Origin of the sequence: Fulvivirga kasyanovii, assembly GCF_009711405.1 — a bacterium.
Classification (GTDB): Bacteria; Bacteroidota; Bacteroidia; order Cytophagales; family Cyclobacteriaceae; genus Fulvivirga; species Fulvivirga kasyanovii.
In genome coordinates this window covers 1-15,251 of the sequence record NZ_SMLW01000514.1, presented here as the reverse complement: position 1 = coordinate 15,251, position 15,251 = coordinate 1, and the positions used below count along the sequence as shown (strand labels likewise).

General features: G+C 42.8%; 16 protein-coding genes. 14 read left to right on the top strand and 2 right to left on the bottom strand.

All coding sequences use genetic code 11. The annotated features are described in order from the left end of the window. The 10 genes from E1163_RS10890 to E1163_RS10845 form a co-directional block, all read left to right on the top strand. On the top strand, positions 1–1,174 hold a 1,174-nt coding region (locus tag E1163_RS10890; protein WP_155171558.1), incomplete at its 5' end, for a DUF3999 family protein. A gap of 122 nt (positions 1,175–1,296) precedes the next feature. Next, positions 1,297–1,815, top strand: a complete 519-nt coding sequence (locus tag E1163_RS10885) for an RNA polymerase sigma factor (RefSeq protein WP_155171556.1) — start codon at positions 1,297–1,299, stop codon at positions 1,813–1,815. Continuing rightward, positions 1,802–2,326 carry a hypothetical protein gene (locus E1163_RS10880; RefSeq protein ID WP_155171554.1) on the top strand — a complete coding sequence of 175 codons (525 nt, stop codon included), beginning with the start codon at positions 1,802–1,804 and terminating at the stop codon, positions 2,324–2,326. Before E1163_RS10885 ends, E1163_RS10880 begins: the two co-directional genes overlap by 14 nt. A gap of 11 nt (positions 2,327–2,337) precedes the next feature. After that, positions 2,338–2,865 (top strand): DUF4252 domain-containing protein, encoded by a 528-nt coding sequence (locus E1163_RS10875; RefSeq protein WP_155171552.1) that lies wholly within the window; start codon positions 2,338–2,340, stop codon positions 2,863–2,865. A gap of 45 nt (positions 2,866–2,910) precedes the next feature. After that, complete coding sequence (locus E1163_RS10870) at positions 2,911–3,414, top strand: DUF4252 domain-containing protein (RefSeq protein ID WP_155171550.1); 504 nt, start codon at positions 2,911–2,913, stop codon at positions 3,412–3,414. A gap of 100 nt (positions 3,415–3,514) precedes the next feature. Next, a complete protein-coding gene (locus tag E1163_RS10865; protein ID WP_185156047.1) occupies positions 3,515–3,991 on the top strand; it encodes a DUF4252 domain-containing protein in 477 nt (158 codons plus the stop codon). 124 nt (positions 3,992–4,115) lie between these two features. Continuing rightward, positions 4,116–5,015 (top strand): ABC transporter ATP-binding protein, encoded by a 900-nt coding sequence (locus E1163_RS10860; protein ID WP_155171546.1) that lies wholly within the window; start codon positions 4,116–4,118, stop codon positions 5,013–5,015. Next, entirely contained in the window at positions 5,008–5,808 is an 801-nt protein-coding gene (locus E1163_RS10855; protein WP_155171544.1) for a hypothetical protein, read from the top strand. Before E1163_RS10860 ends, E1163_RS10855 begins: the two co-directional genes overlap by 8 nt. A 212-nt stretch (positions 5,809–6,020) precedes the next feature. After that, complete coding sequence (locus E1163_RS10850; protein ID WP_343033808.1) at positions 6,021–8,135, top strand: OmpA family protein; 2,115 nt, start codon at positions 6,021–6,023, stop codon at positions 8,133–8,135. A gap of 74 nt (positions 8,136–8,209) precedes the next feature. Continuing rightward, the gene (locus E1163_RS10845; RefSeq protein WP_155171543.1) at positions 8,210–8,689 is read left to right on the top strand and encodes a DUF4126 family protein; all 480 of its coding nucleotides are present in this window, start codon (positions 8,210–8,212) and stop codon (positions 8,687–8,689) included. An 834-nt stretch (positions 8,690–9,523) separates the two neighbouring features. On the opposite strand, the gene E1163_RS10840 is transcribed toward E1163_RS10845, so the two are convergent. Continuing rightward, positions 9,524–10,228, bottom strand: coding sequence for a hypothetical protein (locus E1163_RS10840; protein ID WP_155171542.1), 705 nt, complete (start codon positions 10,226–10,228; stop codon positions 9,524–9,526). Positions 10,229–10,311: 83 nt separating this feature from the next. On the opposite strand from E1163_RS10840, the gene E1163_RS10835 reads away from it, so the two are divergent. The 3 genes from E1163_RS10835 to E1163_RS10825 are packed head-to-tail and all read left to right on the top strand — an operon-like array spanning position 10,312 to position 13,849. Then, a complete protein-coding gene (locus E1163_RS10835; protein ID WP_155171541.1) occupies positions 10,312–12,048 on the top strand; it encodes an amidohydrolase in 1,737 nt (578 codons plus the stop codon). 48 nt (positions 12,049–12,096) lie between these two features. Further along, on the top strand, positions 12,097–12,711 hold the full coding sequence (locus tag E1163_RS10830; protein ID WP_155171540.1) for a DUF2911 domain-containing protein: 615 nt from the start codon (positions 12,097–12,099) through the stop codon (positions 12,709–12,711). 25 nt (positions 12,712–12,736) lie between these two features. Then, a complete protein-coding gene (locus E1163_RS10825) occupies positions 12,737–13,849 on the top strand; it encodes an alanine racemase (protein ID WP_155171539.1) in 1,113 nt (370 codons plus the stop codon). 21 nt (positions 13,850–13,870) lie between these two features. On the opposite strand, the gene E1163_RS10820 is transcribed toward E1163_RS10825, so the two are convergent. Further along, the gene (locus E1163_RS10820; RefSeq protein WP_155171538.1) at positions 13,871–14,269 is read right to left on the bottom strand and encodes a TerB family tellurite resistance protein; all 399 of its coding nucleotides are present in this window, start codon (positions 14,267–14,269) and stop codon (positions 13,871–13,873) included. A 390-nt stretch (positions 14,270–14,659) separates the two neighbouring features. Here E1163_RS10820 and E1163_RS10815 point away from each other — a divergent pair. After that, a partial coding sequence (locus E1163_RS10815) for a head GIN domain-containing protein (protein ID WP_155171537.1) occupies positions 14,660–15,251 on the top strand: 592 nt, incomplete at its 3' end.

Sequence of the window (15,251 nt, the reverse complement as noted above, 5' to 3'; positions counted from 1 at the left end):
CAGTCAAATGGGCGACTATAAGCACAAAAGAGCCTTAGAAGGAGTGTCAGGCGTATGGCATAAGATTGTGCTGCCAGGGGATATTTTTGATGGAGTTTCCCCGGGCTTGTCCGACCTCAGGGTCTATGGCATTACAGCCTCAAATGATACCATAGAGGCTCCTTATATACTTCGTGTAAATGAAGATGTCTATTCCAGACAGCAGGTGGATTTTAACCTGATTAATTCTGCACACAACCAAAAAGGCTACTACTATACCTTTGAAGTGCCTTCGTCCCGGAGCATTAATCATATTGAACTGGATTTTCAGGAGACTAATTACGACAGGTACGTTACTCTGGAGGGCAGTCAGGATCAGAAGGAATGGTTTACCGTAGTTGAATCATCGCGGATACTATCCATTAAAAACGATCAAACCCAATATACCTTTAATACGCTTGCTTTTCCTGCGGTGAAATACCAATTCCTGCGCTTGTTCATTCCTGAAAATGGCTCAGTTCCCATACTCAATTCAGCTCAGCTTACAGAAGAAGTATTTGTGCCGGGAGATTATGTGGCCCATGAAATTATAAGCCAGGAGACTACTGAAAATAACGATCAAAGGCAGACTCAGGTCATGCTGGATTTGGGAGAGGTTGTTCCTGTATCTCAAATTCAGGTTAAGGTATCTGATAAATATGATTTTTACAGACCTGTTACCGTTGAGTATCTCCTCGACAGTATCCAAACCCCTAATGGCTGGAAAGACCGGTATAGAATGGCCTACAATGGCACATTAAGTTCGCTGGAAAATAATGAGCTAAAATTCCGAAGTGTTTTTACACGAAAAATTAAGATCATTATTCATAACTCCGATAATAACCCTTTAAAACCTGATGATTTTGCTGTAAAAGGAAATATTTACGAGCTACACGCCAGGTTTACAGAGCCGGCAACCTACGCCTTGGTATATGGTAATGAAAACGCCACGGCACCCGATTATGACATCGTTAACTTCACAAATAATATTCCCAAAGACCTGCCAGCCCTTAAACTGGGGCCGGAAGAAGTTATAACCCAGGCACCTGTAGATGCCGCAAGTCCCCTTTTTGAAAATAAAGCATGGCTCTGGGCTGTTATGGGACTTATTATATTTGTGCTGGGGTGGTTTTCTGTTCATATGATCAGGAAGTAATTGAAGTAATCCATAACCTTCCAAAGGTTCAAAACCCTTGGAGGGTTCGTTTAATATTAATTAAGAAAAAAATTATTCCCCTCTGTAACATTCCATTAGTCGTGTCGTCTTGCTATTGAATCATGAGTTTAGAACAATTTAAGACACGGGTATTACCAGTTAAAGACAAGCTTTACCGCTTTGCGCTGAGGTTCCTCAAGGACGAGGATGATGCCCGTGATGTTGTTCAGGAGGTATTGATCAAAGTCTGGAATAAAAGGGAAGGCATGGATCAGTTAGAGAATATGGAGGCCTGGTGCATGAGGATAACAAGGAATGTTTCCCTGGACCGGTTAAAATCAAAGCACAGCAAATATACCGACCCCATGAAAGAGGGATTTGATATCAGCAGCGGAGAAAGTGAAACACCTTACCGCACGGCAGAAATGAGTGATATGATGAAGAATATCGGCAGCTTTATAGAGGCACTACCGGAGAAACAGCGCCAGGTAATTCAACTGAGGGATGTTGAAGGGTATAGTTACAAAGAGATCAGTGATATTCTGGAAATAGATATGAATCAGGTGAAAGTAAACCTGTTCAGAGCGAGAAAAGCAGTGAAAGAAAGTTTATTAAATATCAATGCATATGGACTTGGATAGGATAGAGCAGTTGTTGGCTAAGTATTGGGATTGCGAGACCACACTTGAAGAGGAAAAAGAGCTTGGACAGTTCTTCAATTCGGAAAGTGTACCTGCCAAATGGCAGTCAATAGCCCCGCTATTCAGGTACTATGAGGATGAAAGGAAAAACGGCAGCCTGGATGGCCTTTTTGATGAGCAGGTGCTTGCCCAGATCGAAGCAAAACAGGAAGAGCCAGCCGGTGGTAAAGGCAAAATTATACGCTTGTTTTACGACATGGCCAAGGTGGCCGCAGTAGCGCTCATTCTGGTTACCGCAGGCTATTTTGTAAGGGAAGAGTACCTCAATAAAAAAGATAAGGTAGACCCGTACATAGCCGATACCTTCGAAGACCCGAAGGAGGCCTTTGAAGAAACAAAAAAAGCACTGATGCTGATTTCCAAAAACTTTAACAAAGGCAGGAAAGAAGTTGAAAAAGTGGGTGTATTTAATGAAGCCCAGGAAAAAATAAAAGAGACAGAAGCACTTTAAAATATAAGAAAATGAAAAAGGTAATAGTATTGGTTGTCGGAGTGATGATGACTGTTCAGTTGAATGCGCAGGATGCGATCAGCAAATTTTTTAGCAAATACGAAGGAGATACTGATTTTACACATGTATCCGTTACCAGCCGCATGTTTGGCCTGTTTACCAACCTGGAGATGGACAGTAAGGAAGATCAGGAGGTGATGGATGCCATCAGTAAGCTTAAAGGGCTGAAAATTCTTGCCAAAGAAAATACTACAAAGGGAAAAGAACTTTACAAAGAGGCATTCTCACTGATCCCAAAGAACGAATATGATGAGCTGATGTCGGTAAGGGACGAAGACAAGGACATGAAGTTTATGATCAAGGAAAAAGATGGTAAAATCAGCGAACTGTTGATGGTGATGGGAGGCAACAACGAATTCTTCATCCTTACACTTTTCGGAGAGATAGACCTCAAGCAGATCTCCAAAATTTCGAAGGCGATGGATATTGATGGGCTGGAAGGGCTGGAAAAGCTAGATGGCAACAAAAAGGACAAATAGAAACTCAAATTAAATAAAGGTTAAAAACTCAAAATAAATTAAATTATGAAAAAGTTAATCGTAGCATTAGTATTAATAGGTACAGTAAACTTTAGCTGGGCACAAAGCAAAACAGTACAGGACTTTCAGAACAAGTATAAAGATGATCGTGATGCCAAGGTGGTTTCCCTCAACGGCAGCCTCTTCGAACTCATCGGGTCAATAGCATCCTATGAAGAAGACGATGAAGATGCCAAAACCATAGCCAGGATAGCTAAAGGCATTCAGTCCATGGAAATACTGGCTATACCGATGCATAAATCAGGCTTCGATGCCAAGTCAATGGATGATATGAGAAGTGCTTTGAAAAAGGAAAAGTACGAGGAACTGATGACTGTGAAAGAAGGCAGCAACCGGATGTACTTCATGACTCAGGGTACGGATTCGCAGGTTAAGAATATGCTGGTACTCATGAGGGAAGATGAAGAGTTTATGGTAATGAGCATCAACGGAACTTTGGAAATGAAAGATCTGGCGTATTTGGCCAAGAACCATAAAAACTGGGATTAATTTAACGATACATAAACCACTGATCCTGACGGGCAGCGCTCCGTCAGGATCAGTGGTGTTTGCGGTTTTTAGCATACCTACGACTTAAAGTTATATGATTATGAAAAAAATTTTTAGCATACTAGCCATAGCAGTTCTGGCCTCTCAGGTTACAGTGATTGCTCAAAGCAAAACCACCCGGGCATTTGCTGAGAAGTATGATGATGCTTTTACGCTTTTCTTCTATAACAACACCTTGCATATGCTCAATCAGGAAGATAACAAGGAGTTTGAAGCATTGATCAAAGACATCGATAAAATGAAGTTCATTCGCGTAAGCAAAAAAGAAAACAACCTCACAGATGCCGATTTTAAAAAGATGGTAGACAAATACCATGATGAAGACTTCGAAGACCTGATGACCATGAGCCATGAAGGGATGAACATCAATGTGTATATCCAGGAAGACGATGGCGTCACCACTGGTCTGGTGCTTCTGATGAGCGACGCGGAAAGCTTCTCTGTACTGGACATAATCGGGTCAGTGCCCTTAAACAAACTGGCCAATCTCATTTCAAAAGTTCAGGATATCAACTAACTTATCAGCATATTATTCCATTTAGCAGCTTGCTAAGCCCCTTTTCATTTCTTCGGTACTGATGCCTGATACATACGTATGTGAATGATGAAGAGCGGATTATTTTTCAAGTAAATAAAATACATTGGACACTGTTTTAAAAATAGATAATCTAACCAAGCATTACGGACGCATAACTGCGGTAAAGAACTTATCGCTGGAGGTAAAGCGCGGAAATGTGTTTGGCATACTGGGACCGAACGGTAGCGGAAAGACCACTACACTCGGTATATTATTGGATGTGATCAACAAAACGAGCGGAACCTTTAGCTGGTTTGGTCAGCCTCCCGGTAAGGAAGTAAGAAAGAAAATAGGGGCTATTCTGGAAACCCCCATCTTTTACCCCTACCTGTCAGCCGTAAAAAATCTTGAGATCGTGGCTGAAATAAAAGGAGCCCCAAAGGAAAATATCGATCTCGTGCTCCAGAAAGTAGAGTTGTATGAGCGACGTTTCGATAAATTCAGAACATATTCCCTGGGAATGAAACAACGTTTATCGATTGCCTCAGCCCTGCTATGCGACCCCGAGGTGATGATCCTTGATGAACCCACCAATGGGCTCGACCCGCAGGGAATAGCTGAAATAAGAGAGCTGATCAAGCAAATAGCCAAAGAGGGGAAAACTATCATCCTCGCAAGCCACCTGCTCGACGAGGTTCAAAAAGTCTGCACCCACTTTTGTGTTTTAAAGAGAGGTACACTTTTATACACCGGCAGTGTAGAAGATGTCAATAAGGGAGTGGAGTCTGTAGAAGTAATGAGCGAAGCACCGGAAACTCAGGAGGTGCTGGAGACTTATAATAAGGCCACTAAAGTAGTGGAAGACAGCGGTAAATTTGTGGTAACGTTGGTTGAGGGTACCCATGCATCAGACCTCAACGCTTATCTTTTCAGCAAAGGGATCACCGTGTCTCACCTTTTGACCCAGAGAAAGAGTCTGGAAAAACAATTCCTTGAACTTTTAGCCGAATCAGACAATGCTTAGATTATTACGAATAGACCTTAAAAAACTGACGAATTACAGAGCCTTTTGGGTACTCAATATCATGTATGGCCTCCTTATCTTTAGCATTCCGGTGTCTGTTATGGAGTTCTTGAAATGGTTGAAGGTGAAAGGAGCCGAATTTGAGGGCTTTGACCCGATGAGGATCCCCGTACTGCACTTTCCGGACATCTGGCAAAACATCACTTATGTCTATACCTTTTTAAAGATATTTCTTGCCATAGTGGTGATTATCTCCATTTCCAATGAGTATAGCTATAAAACTATAAGGCAAAATATTATCGATGGTATGAGCAGGGTCGATTTTATAAAATCAAAATTGTTTACCATCCTGCTTTTAAGCCTGGGGTCAACACTTTTTGTATTTATAACAGGGTTACTTACTGGTATTATTTACACCCCGGATTTAAGCTTTACAGATATATTCATGGGTATTGAATTTGTTCCTGCATATTTTCTTGACCTTTTCACTTACATGGTATTTGCGTTTTTGCTTACCGTTTTATTAAAAAGGTCTGCACTTACCATATTCATACTATTGCTTTATACACCGATAGAATATGCCATTTCAGCCTATATACCGGAGTCTTTCGCATTTATTGCCGAGTATTTCCCGTTACATGCTATTAATAACCTTATCGAATTCCCATTTGCCAAATACTGGTTCCAGGAAATACAGGATTTTGTAAGTATGTCTGCTGTGGGAGTTGTTTTGCTTTATCTTGTGTTATTTATTTATGCAATTCATTATAAGTTGAAAACCAGTGATTTGTAAAGTGGTAATTTATGGAAATGGATGAACCTATTTGCAAGGTTTCTTGTATTTTAGCTTTCTGATACGATACTGGTCACATCTTATTTGATAAAGTAAGCCAATTTTTCTATTTTGCGCCCGCTAGTTCGTAAATTGGCAGGCGTTAATAAATTTTTATATTATTTGATGACCATAGATAGTTGGCTTTGACTATTGTATCAATGTAATATTACATGATAATGAGTGGGGTGAAGATCATCATAGCAGCCGTATTTTTTTGTTTTAGTAGTACTCTTTGTGCGCAAGGGTTCAAAGACTATTATAAGAAGGCAAACCGGTATTATAAAATGGGTGATTACCATCGTGCTGCTGTAAATTTCCAGAAAGCCATACGCCAGAAACCAGGAAATGCCAAAGCTACCTACCGCCTCGGATTGGCCTATCTCGCCGGAAATGACAAGAAAGAAGCCCTTAAATATATAGAGAAGGTATATAAACTTAACCCACGTATCGATTCTGAGGTTGAGTATTATCTGGGCATGGCCTATCAATATCACCACCGCTTTAAAGAGGCCAAAGCTGCTTTTACCCGGTATAAAGAAAGGTATAAGAAAAGGGCTGATATTGCCGATTACAAGATCAGTGAGTGCAATTTTGCTGACTCGCTTATCAGTAATCCTTTGAATGCGGAAGTCGAAAACATGGGAAAAAATATTAATTCCCGGTTTAATGACTACACGCCGCTGATCTATAACGATGGCAAATCAATGATCCTGACCTCCAACAGACCGGGATCCACAGGTGGTTTAAGGCTCAGTGATGGTACATATTATGAAGATATATATGTATCACACCTGGTTGAAGGCATTTGGAGTAAGCCCGAAAAAATTGGAGGAGGCGTCAATATAAAATTCCACGATGCTGCGGCGTCGATTTCGCCTGATGGCAAAATGCTCTTTTTATATTATGAGAAAGGTGGGGGGGACATTTATGTGTCAAAGTACGTAGATGGTGAATGGACCAAGCCGGAGCCACTTAATGATAATATCAACACCTTTTTCTGGGAGACTGCTGCATCCATAACTGCTGATGGTAAAACGTTATACTTCACCAGTGACAGGGCAGGAGGAATGGGTGACCTGGACATATACAAAAGTGAACTTAATGAAAACGGGGAATGGGGTGTGGCAGTTAATGTCGGCCCAGTGATCAATACTCCCCAGGGAGAGGACGCTCCCTATATCCACCCTGATGGCAAAACCCTTTATTTTGGCTCTAATGGTCATCTGGGTATGGGTAGCCATGATATCTTCTACAGTGAGATCAAAGATGGTGTTTTTCAGGAGCCTGTAAACATGGGGTATCCCATCAATACCGTTTTTAACGACAATTATTTTGTGATCACCCCCGACAGGAAAAGAGCATACTATGCCTCCCTGCGTCCAGGTGGTGAGGGAATGGCCGATATCTATTCTATTGATATAGAAAAGGCTATGAAACCTAAAAAAGACCCTGTGAGGGAAGATATCATAGCGGAGGAAATCATAGCTGAGGCGGAGACAGAAGTGGAAAATATAGTTGCAACGACCAGCCCGGCAGTTCCGGCAGATGTAAGTGATGAAGTAGTAAAGGAGGAGGAAAGGGCAACGGTTAAGTATTACGATGAGCAACTTGTGCAGATGCAAAAAGACTTGAAAGTAGTCACTATCCTAAAGGGAAAAGTAATAGATGCCTCAACGGCGGAGCCATTGTATGCCAGATTGAGGCTGATGAATAATGAAACCAACACCATGCTCGCCGAACTCACCTCCGATCCCAATACAGGGGAGTTTGAGCTCATTATCCCACACGGTGGTAACTATGGTGTATCCACCAGCAAACTGGGATACCTGTTTAACTCCATTAACTTTGACTTGCCGGCGTTCCATGAATTTCAGGAAATAGATACCCATATCATTCTGCAAAAAGCAAAAGTAGGATCGAAAGTGGTACTTAAAAATATCTTCTTCGACACAGGTAAGTCAGACCTGCGGACAGAGTCACTGGCCGAGCTTGACGGGATCAAGGAATTGTTGTCAGAAAATGCCCTCCTGCAGGTGCAGATCAATGGCCATACGGATAATGTAGGTAACGCTGTTTACAATAAAGTGCTGTCAAAGAAAAGAGCCCAGTCAGTGGTAGACTACCTGATCGCCAATGGTATAGATGCAGGCAGATTATCAGCCAAAGGTTATGGGGAAGAGCGCCCGCTGGTATCTAATGACGATGAGAAAGACGGAAGGGAAATTAACCGGCGTACAGAAATAGAGATTACCGGTGTAGGAGATGCAACTATAGTTAGTAATTAATCTTACCGATACATAACTAACCTCAATTTTTAGTGTTTTCATAGTAAAGCAGATATTCATTAAATCGCTTTACTATGAATTCAGAACATACAAAAACAGCCCTTGTCCTTGGAGCCTTATCAGGTTTGCGCACCTTGTCAGCTACTGCTGTACTGAGCCATTACCTGAGGTACAATTCCAACTTGAAAATAAAGAACAGAAGGCTTAAATTTTTAAATTCAGCCGGATTTGCTCTGCTTAGTAAATTGCTGGCTACCGGTGAGATAGCCATTGATAAATCACCCAATATACCCGATAGGGTACGACCCGGAGGTCTTTCAGGACGAACGCTCTCGGGAGCCCTGGTCGGAGCAGCAATCTACTCGATCAACAAACGCCGGATATGGAAAGGCGCATTGATCGGGGCCACATCTGCATTGGCCGCAACTTTTCTGTCATTTTATACTAGAAAACAAATCACCAGGAACACAAGGATACCAGATCAGGTTATCGGAACCGTTGAGGATGTGATAGCCGTTGGGGGAAGTGTAGCAGTTTTGGAGGGCGACCGATGAGGCCGGTAATCCGGTAATCGCGTTAATGATGATCGGTATGGGGATTATAATTGGTAAACAGTAAATAAACTTTAGAGCGGCTCAAACTCTCGTCATCCGAAATTTTTGAAAAAAATCGGAATGCCCAATTGGAAAGCGCCTGCTAAGTTTGTTCCACTAAAAGACTAATACTCATACACTAAAATTCTCCCTTGAGGGAGACATGCCGATTGAAAAAATCGGGATAGAGGGTGTCTTGTGTGCTTTCAAATCGCACCGGACGCTTCTTTCAGAATGGCTAAACCCTCCTGTGGTCCCCTCAATGGGACAGTTAGCCTGTGGACTTTAACTTTTTGATGAATTTTTGCCTCAGCCATTGTTTCCAATTTCTTATCTGTACTGTAGCGCCAGCACCTTCCGTACGTATAACCTCAGCCCTGAGAAGGCGCTATCTATCAGCAAAAGGTGTAGCCTTTTGTTAATTAGCCAATAAGAAACAAGCCCCGAAGGGGTGGAATGCAATATTACTGCTGTCAGCATTTCTGAACAGTCAAGCTTTACCAAACTCTCGAAAGTTTAGCAAAGCCACAATTTAGTTCTGCAAACTGTCCCAATGCATCTGACCCCGTCAGAAACTTATGAGCATAGAGTAGTCAACGGGGAAGAGGGAGCTTAGATACTACTATGCCACTCTGAATTCACCGATCACCTCTCACTGAATACCAACCACTTTAGCCACGAAGAAAATACTTCGGTCTAACCACTACGCCAAGCCGTTTGCTTAAACAAGTAACATTAATAAAACGGCCCATTGTAAACTTGTAAATAGTGAACACTTGAAGCGCTTACCCTTTACTACTGCGTAATCAATATCCCGATAGAAATCTCAAGGCCGGTAAAGTCTACTTTAGAGTCAGCATAGTCCACCTCTCTTGTGGTGAGCTGTCCGCCTTGTGATCCTCCGATGTAAGTGCCATTGAGGCCTAAATCTGCATCTCCGATGAAGTAATTCGCTTCGAGGGACAGTCCCCATTGACGGGTGACATAGACGATGTATTCAGCTCCAAAGTAGTAGCCCAGACCTATGCCATGTTTGTAGTCAAAATCAGAGTTGGCAACATCCCACCCTTCGAATTTACGGATGGCCTTGTCCAGGTTTCCGTAGTTCAATTTATTGTCAAATCCGTAAAAGCCAAAACCACCCCCCTTCAGTCGGAATTCCTGAGTATTTCCAATAAACTGAAGGACTAGCTCGACAGGGATTAGGACAGTAAAGTTGGGCCCGAGAATAGCATCCTTTGTTTCGAAATCATCTATGTCTTTCACATTTAAGCCGCTCATCCTGTAAAGGGAAGCTCCCGTTTGTAAGGCGAAGTAGCGGTTAAGGTCAACACCAAGCCCACGAATGGAAAAAGGGCTGATCGGGGTTGAGAAATAGCCATTTTTAGGCAGGAAATAGGAAAATGAAAGACCAACTTCCTGGGCCTGGAGCGGACTATGTGACAGGGTGATGAAAAATAGGATAGCAATTATCGACCGTTTAAATATATTAAAAGTCATATCAGAGGTTTGTAGTTAATAAATTGAAAATTCAATGGTAAATTAAAGGCCAACTATTCGAATCCGAAGGTAAATTAAAATTTATGAAGTTAAATCAGAAAACATTAGTTGTTTATCTACTCAGCCTCTTATCGGTTTTTTCTTGCAGTAAACAAAAAGAAGAAGTTAAGGCTGATACTGTAATTAAAGGAGGTACCATTTATACCATGAATACAGACCAGCCGAAGGTGGAGGCTGTGGCTGTACAAAATGGTAAGATCATATTTGCAGGTTTGGCGAAAGAAGCGGAGGCATATATTGGGGATTCGACGCAGGTACTTGATTTGAAGGGACAGACCATGACGCCAGGTTTTATAGAGGGCCACGGCCATTTTATGGGACTGGGCTATAATGAACTCAACCTGAACCTGCTGGATGTGAAAAGCTACGACGAGCTTGTTGAGCGCGTGAAAGAAGCTGTGGCCAAGGCACAGCCGGGGCAATGGATCACAGGCCGTGGCTGGCACCAAAGCAAATGGACTCCTTCACCGGAGCCGTCAGTCAAAGGTTTTCAAACCCACCAAAAGTTGAGTGAGATCTCACCTGATAACCCGGTGTTTTTAAGGCACGCCAGCGGGCACGCCGGTTTTGCCAATGCCAAGGCTATGGAGATTGCAGGCGTTTTGCAAATGTCTAATGAAAGCATGGAAGCCGGAGAGGTAGAAGGAGGAGAGATCATAAGGGATGAGTTGGGCAATCCTACGGGTATATTCAACGAAACGGCTATGGGCCTGATTGCTCAGCATATACCAGAAACTACCCCGGAGAAGGATAGGCAGGCGTTGGAGTTGGCTGTGAAGGCCTGCCACGCCCATGGCATCACCAGCTTTCACGATGCAGGCGTAGGCCGGGAGCATATTGCTTTGTTTAAGGAGGCTAAAGAAAATGGTACGTTGGGAGTGAGACTCTATGTAATGCTAACCGGATGGGACAGGGAGCTGTTGGAAGAATGGTACAAGAAAGGCCCTGAAGTTGATACTACAGATCATTTGCTGACGATCCGGTCAGTGAAGTTAAATTGCGATGGAGCCCTGGGCTCACGCGGGGCATGGTTGCTGGAGGAGTATACCGACAGGCCCGGGCATTTTGGTCATGAAACGCTGCCTATGGAGTTTGTGTATACCACTTCTCAGAAGGCATTGAAGAGTGGCTTTCAGGTATGTTCTCATGCTATTGGCGACAGGGCAAATAAAGAAATCCTTGACAGGTACGAAAAAGCATTTAAAGAGAATCCTGAGGCTGCCGATAACCACAGGTTCCGTATTGAACATGCGCAGCACCTGCACCCTGAGGACATACCACGTTTTGCCGAGTTGGGTGTAATACCGGCCATGCAGGCCATTCATATGTCATCTGACCGCCCTTGGGCCATAGACAGGCTGGGGGAAAAGCGCATCCAGGAAGGGGCTTATGTGTGGCAGGAGTTGTTAAAATCAGGAGCAAGAATAGTTAATGGTACCGATGTGCCGGTAGAGCCTGTAAATCCTATTGCTTGCTTCTATGCAAGTGTAAGCCGAAAAACGCTGGATGGCTCCCCGGAAGGAGGCTATGAGCCTGAGCAAAAAATGACAAGAGAGCAGGCGCTAAGGTCCTATACCCTTGATGCCGCATATGGCGCGTTTGAAGAGGATGTTAAAGGTTCCATTGAGCCCGGCAAGCTTGCGGATTTCACGGTGTTCTCGCAGGATATCATGACTGTTCCTGAGGAGGAGCTGCTAAAAACTACAGTAGAAATGACAATTGTAGGCGGAGATGTAGTTTACAGAAAAGTTGATTTGTAGTTATATAAAATATTGGTCATATTCGATGATAATTAATTTTTACTACTAATGTTGTTTAAAAAAGGAGCCATTAGGCTAAGCATGGCATTTGTTGCGGCAATAGCGATTTTTGCCTGTAACCCGGGAGAGTCTTCCCAGCAATCAACAGGTACGGACAGTGTATCTGAGTCGGTTGATCATGGAGAGGAAAAGCCTGCGATTGCCAGCCCCAGAAGGCTGGTAGAAGGTAAGATCGGTGATGTAAAGGTAAGCGTGGATTATGGTTCGCCCGGGGTGAAGGATCGCAAGATTTGGGGTGGACTGGAAGCCTATGGTAAGGTTTGGAGAGCAGGAGCCAATGAAACTACATCATTTCAGTTTAGTGAAGACGTGAAAATAGGAGATGTTGTTGTGCCCGCGGGAAAATATGGCTTCTATTTAATTCCGAACAAGAACAAAGACTGGGTGGCAATCATCAATACAGACTGGAGCAGAGAAGAGCATGGTGCGTGGGGAGCTTACAACTATAATAAAGAGCATGATGTGGTAAGGCTGAACGTAAAGCCGCAATGGGAAGAGGAAGATATCCAGGAAAGGTTGCAATATGATGTCACGGATAACTCTATTGACATGTCATGGGAAAAAGTGCGCATATCGATACCGGTAGCCCCTGCAAAGAAGTAGTTTTACCATACTCAAAACCAGCTTCATGAATATCACCAAACCTACCTTGTTGATAGACGAGCGGAAGTGTAAGGCCAATATTGACAGGATGGTCAGTAAAGCAAAAGGCAGAGGGTTGAAACTGCGGCCTCATTTCAAAACTCATCAATCCCTGAAGGTAGGGGAGTGGTTTAAGGAGAAAGGCGTGGAGGCCATCACAGTATCTTCACTTGGTATGGCAAAGTATTTTGCAGGAGCCGGGTGGAATGAAATTACAGTAGCGTTCCCTCTCAATATTCTTCAGGCAGAACTGATAAACGAACTGGCTGCTGATGTAAAACTCAACTTGCTGGTAGATAATGTTGAAGCCATCAATGCAATAAAAGACAGGCTCACACATCCTGTTTCTTTATTTATCGAAATTGATACGGGAGCGGGCAGAACAGGCGTGAGGTTTGATAATGCTTCTGAGATACAAGAAGTGGCAAAGGCGATAAAAAGTGCAGAGAAGTTGTCACTAAAGGGAGTCTACACCCACGCCGGGCACTCATATAAGGCAAGGTCAGAGGAAGATATACTTAATATATTTAAGCTTACGAAAAGCAGGATTGCCTCTGCAAAAGAATATATAGCTGACCTGTCGGCGGATTTGGAAATATGCATGGGAGATACTCCGACTTGTAGTGTAGGTGAGGACTTTAGTGGCATCGATGCCATCAGTCCTGGCAACTTCGTGTTTTATGATGTGATGCAGGTTTTCATTGGATCGTGCCAGTCTGCAGATATTGCAGTGGCTATGGTGTGCCCTGTTGTTTCAATAAACAAACAAACCCGGGAAGTCTGCATCTATGGAGGAGCGGTACAATTCTCAAAGGACAATGAAGAATGGAATGATAAAGTGATTTTTGGCCTTATTGTACAGCAGGACAGTAAGGGGTGGGGAGAGCCTGTTGAGGGCTGCTATGTAAAAAGCCTGTCGCAGGAACATGGCATTGTAAGACTAAGCCCGAAAATGTTTGATGAAGTGAAGGTAGGTGACCTTTTGACCATTTTGCCAATTCACTCCTGCCTTACGGCGGAAGCTATGGGCAGCTATTTAACCCTGAACGGAGAATTCGTTGACCACTACGCACAAAAAAACCGGGACTGGCCCGGTTAAATTAATGCTTTATAGGATCCCTTAAGATTTAAGGTACTTTTGAGCACGTTGCTTCAATCTGTCTCTGTCTGATGTTATCGACGGGTCGCTGAATATTTTTGATGACAACTCTCCGATTACTCCTTTTTTATATCCCAGCCTTGCAGCTATATCTTCGCAAAAAACAATCTCACTCTTAAACACCTGTCCATCAACTTTCATAAGCTGAACGACATGGTATAAATGCTCAAATTTCTGGTCGTCGGTTAGCGTATTAAGGTTACCTATGGGGTGACCAGGATTTTTAAGCATCTCATCTATATCTTCTTTAGTTACTCCGTTGGACTGACCTATCATATGGATTAACTTAGCCTCCTTTTCCGCTACCTGATTATCACTAGCAGCCAACTGAATCAGTACATTTAATTGTTCCTTAACCATTTTTTAAAAAGTGTTGTTTATCTATATCTACAAAAAGTTTGCTGTACGAAGTTATGAAATAACTCCATCCAATATAATCAAAAAAAACATTAATTATTACACCCATTAGTAAAAGAAAACAATTGACGGCTATAAAATATATGAGCTTCCGAATGTTGCTGCTTGATTTTTTCTTGGTTTAAACCCTGTGTATGGCGGTGCTTAAGAATTTTTCAGACCTGAGGATAAATAATATGAAAGAGCCTCCGACACTGAGCTGTTAGGGCTTTTTAAAAACAAAATGGGTATATTAGCCCCCGTTTTATTTATACCTTTCCGGGCATTTATTTCCGGTCGGTGCAACCCAAAGATTTTTCATATGTCTTTAGGGTGGTTTTAAAATTAGATGATATGAACAGATTGAAATTGATATTGTCAGTGTTGCTTTTTTTCTCATTTGCTTTGAGCGAGGTAGTGGCCCAGAATACGGAGGTCAGGAATGTAGGGTCGTTTCATGAGATCAGGACTGGCCAGGCTATTGATGTGTACCTGAAGGAAGGTAGCAAAGAGAGTGTAAAGCTGGAATTAAAAGGTATATCTCCTGATGACGTGCTTACAGAGGTTTCAGGAGGCAGGTTAAAAATACATTTGGCTTCAGGCCGGCATAACAACCATGTGGTAAAAGCTTATGTAACCTATGTTAAACTGGACCACATATCTGCAAGCTCGGCTTCCAGTGTTTTTTCGGAAGGTACTATCAAGGGCGACAGGCTGGAAATAAATGTTTCCAGTGCGGCAGATGTTGAGGTTACTATTGATATGAACGAAGTTAATGCTTCTGTTTCCAGTTCAGGAGACCTTGAACTTAAGGGAAGGACAAAGTACCTGGAGATAAGTGCAAGTAGTGCAGGTGGGGTAGATGCCTTTGACCTGGAATCGGAAAATGTTAAAGTAAGGGCCAGCAGTGCCGGTGGCGCCAAAGTAGTAGCTACAAAAGAGATTG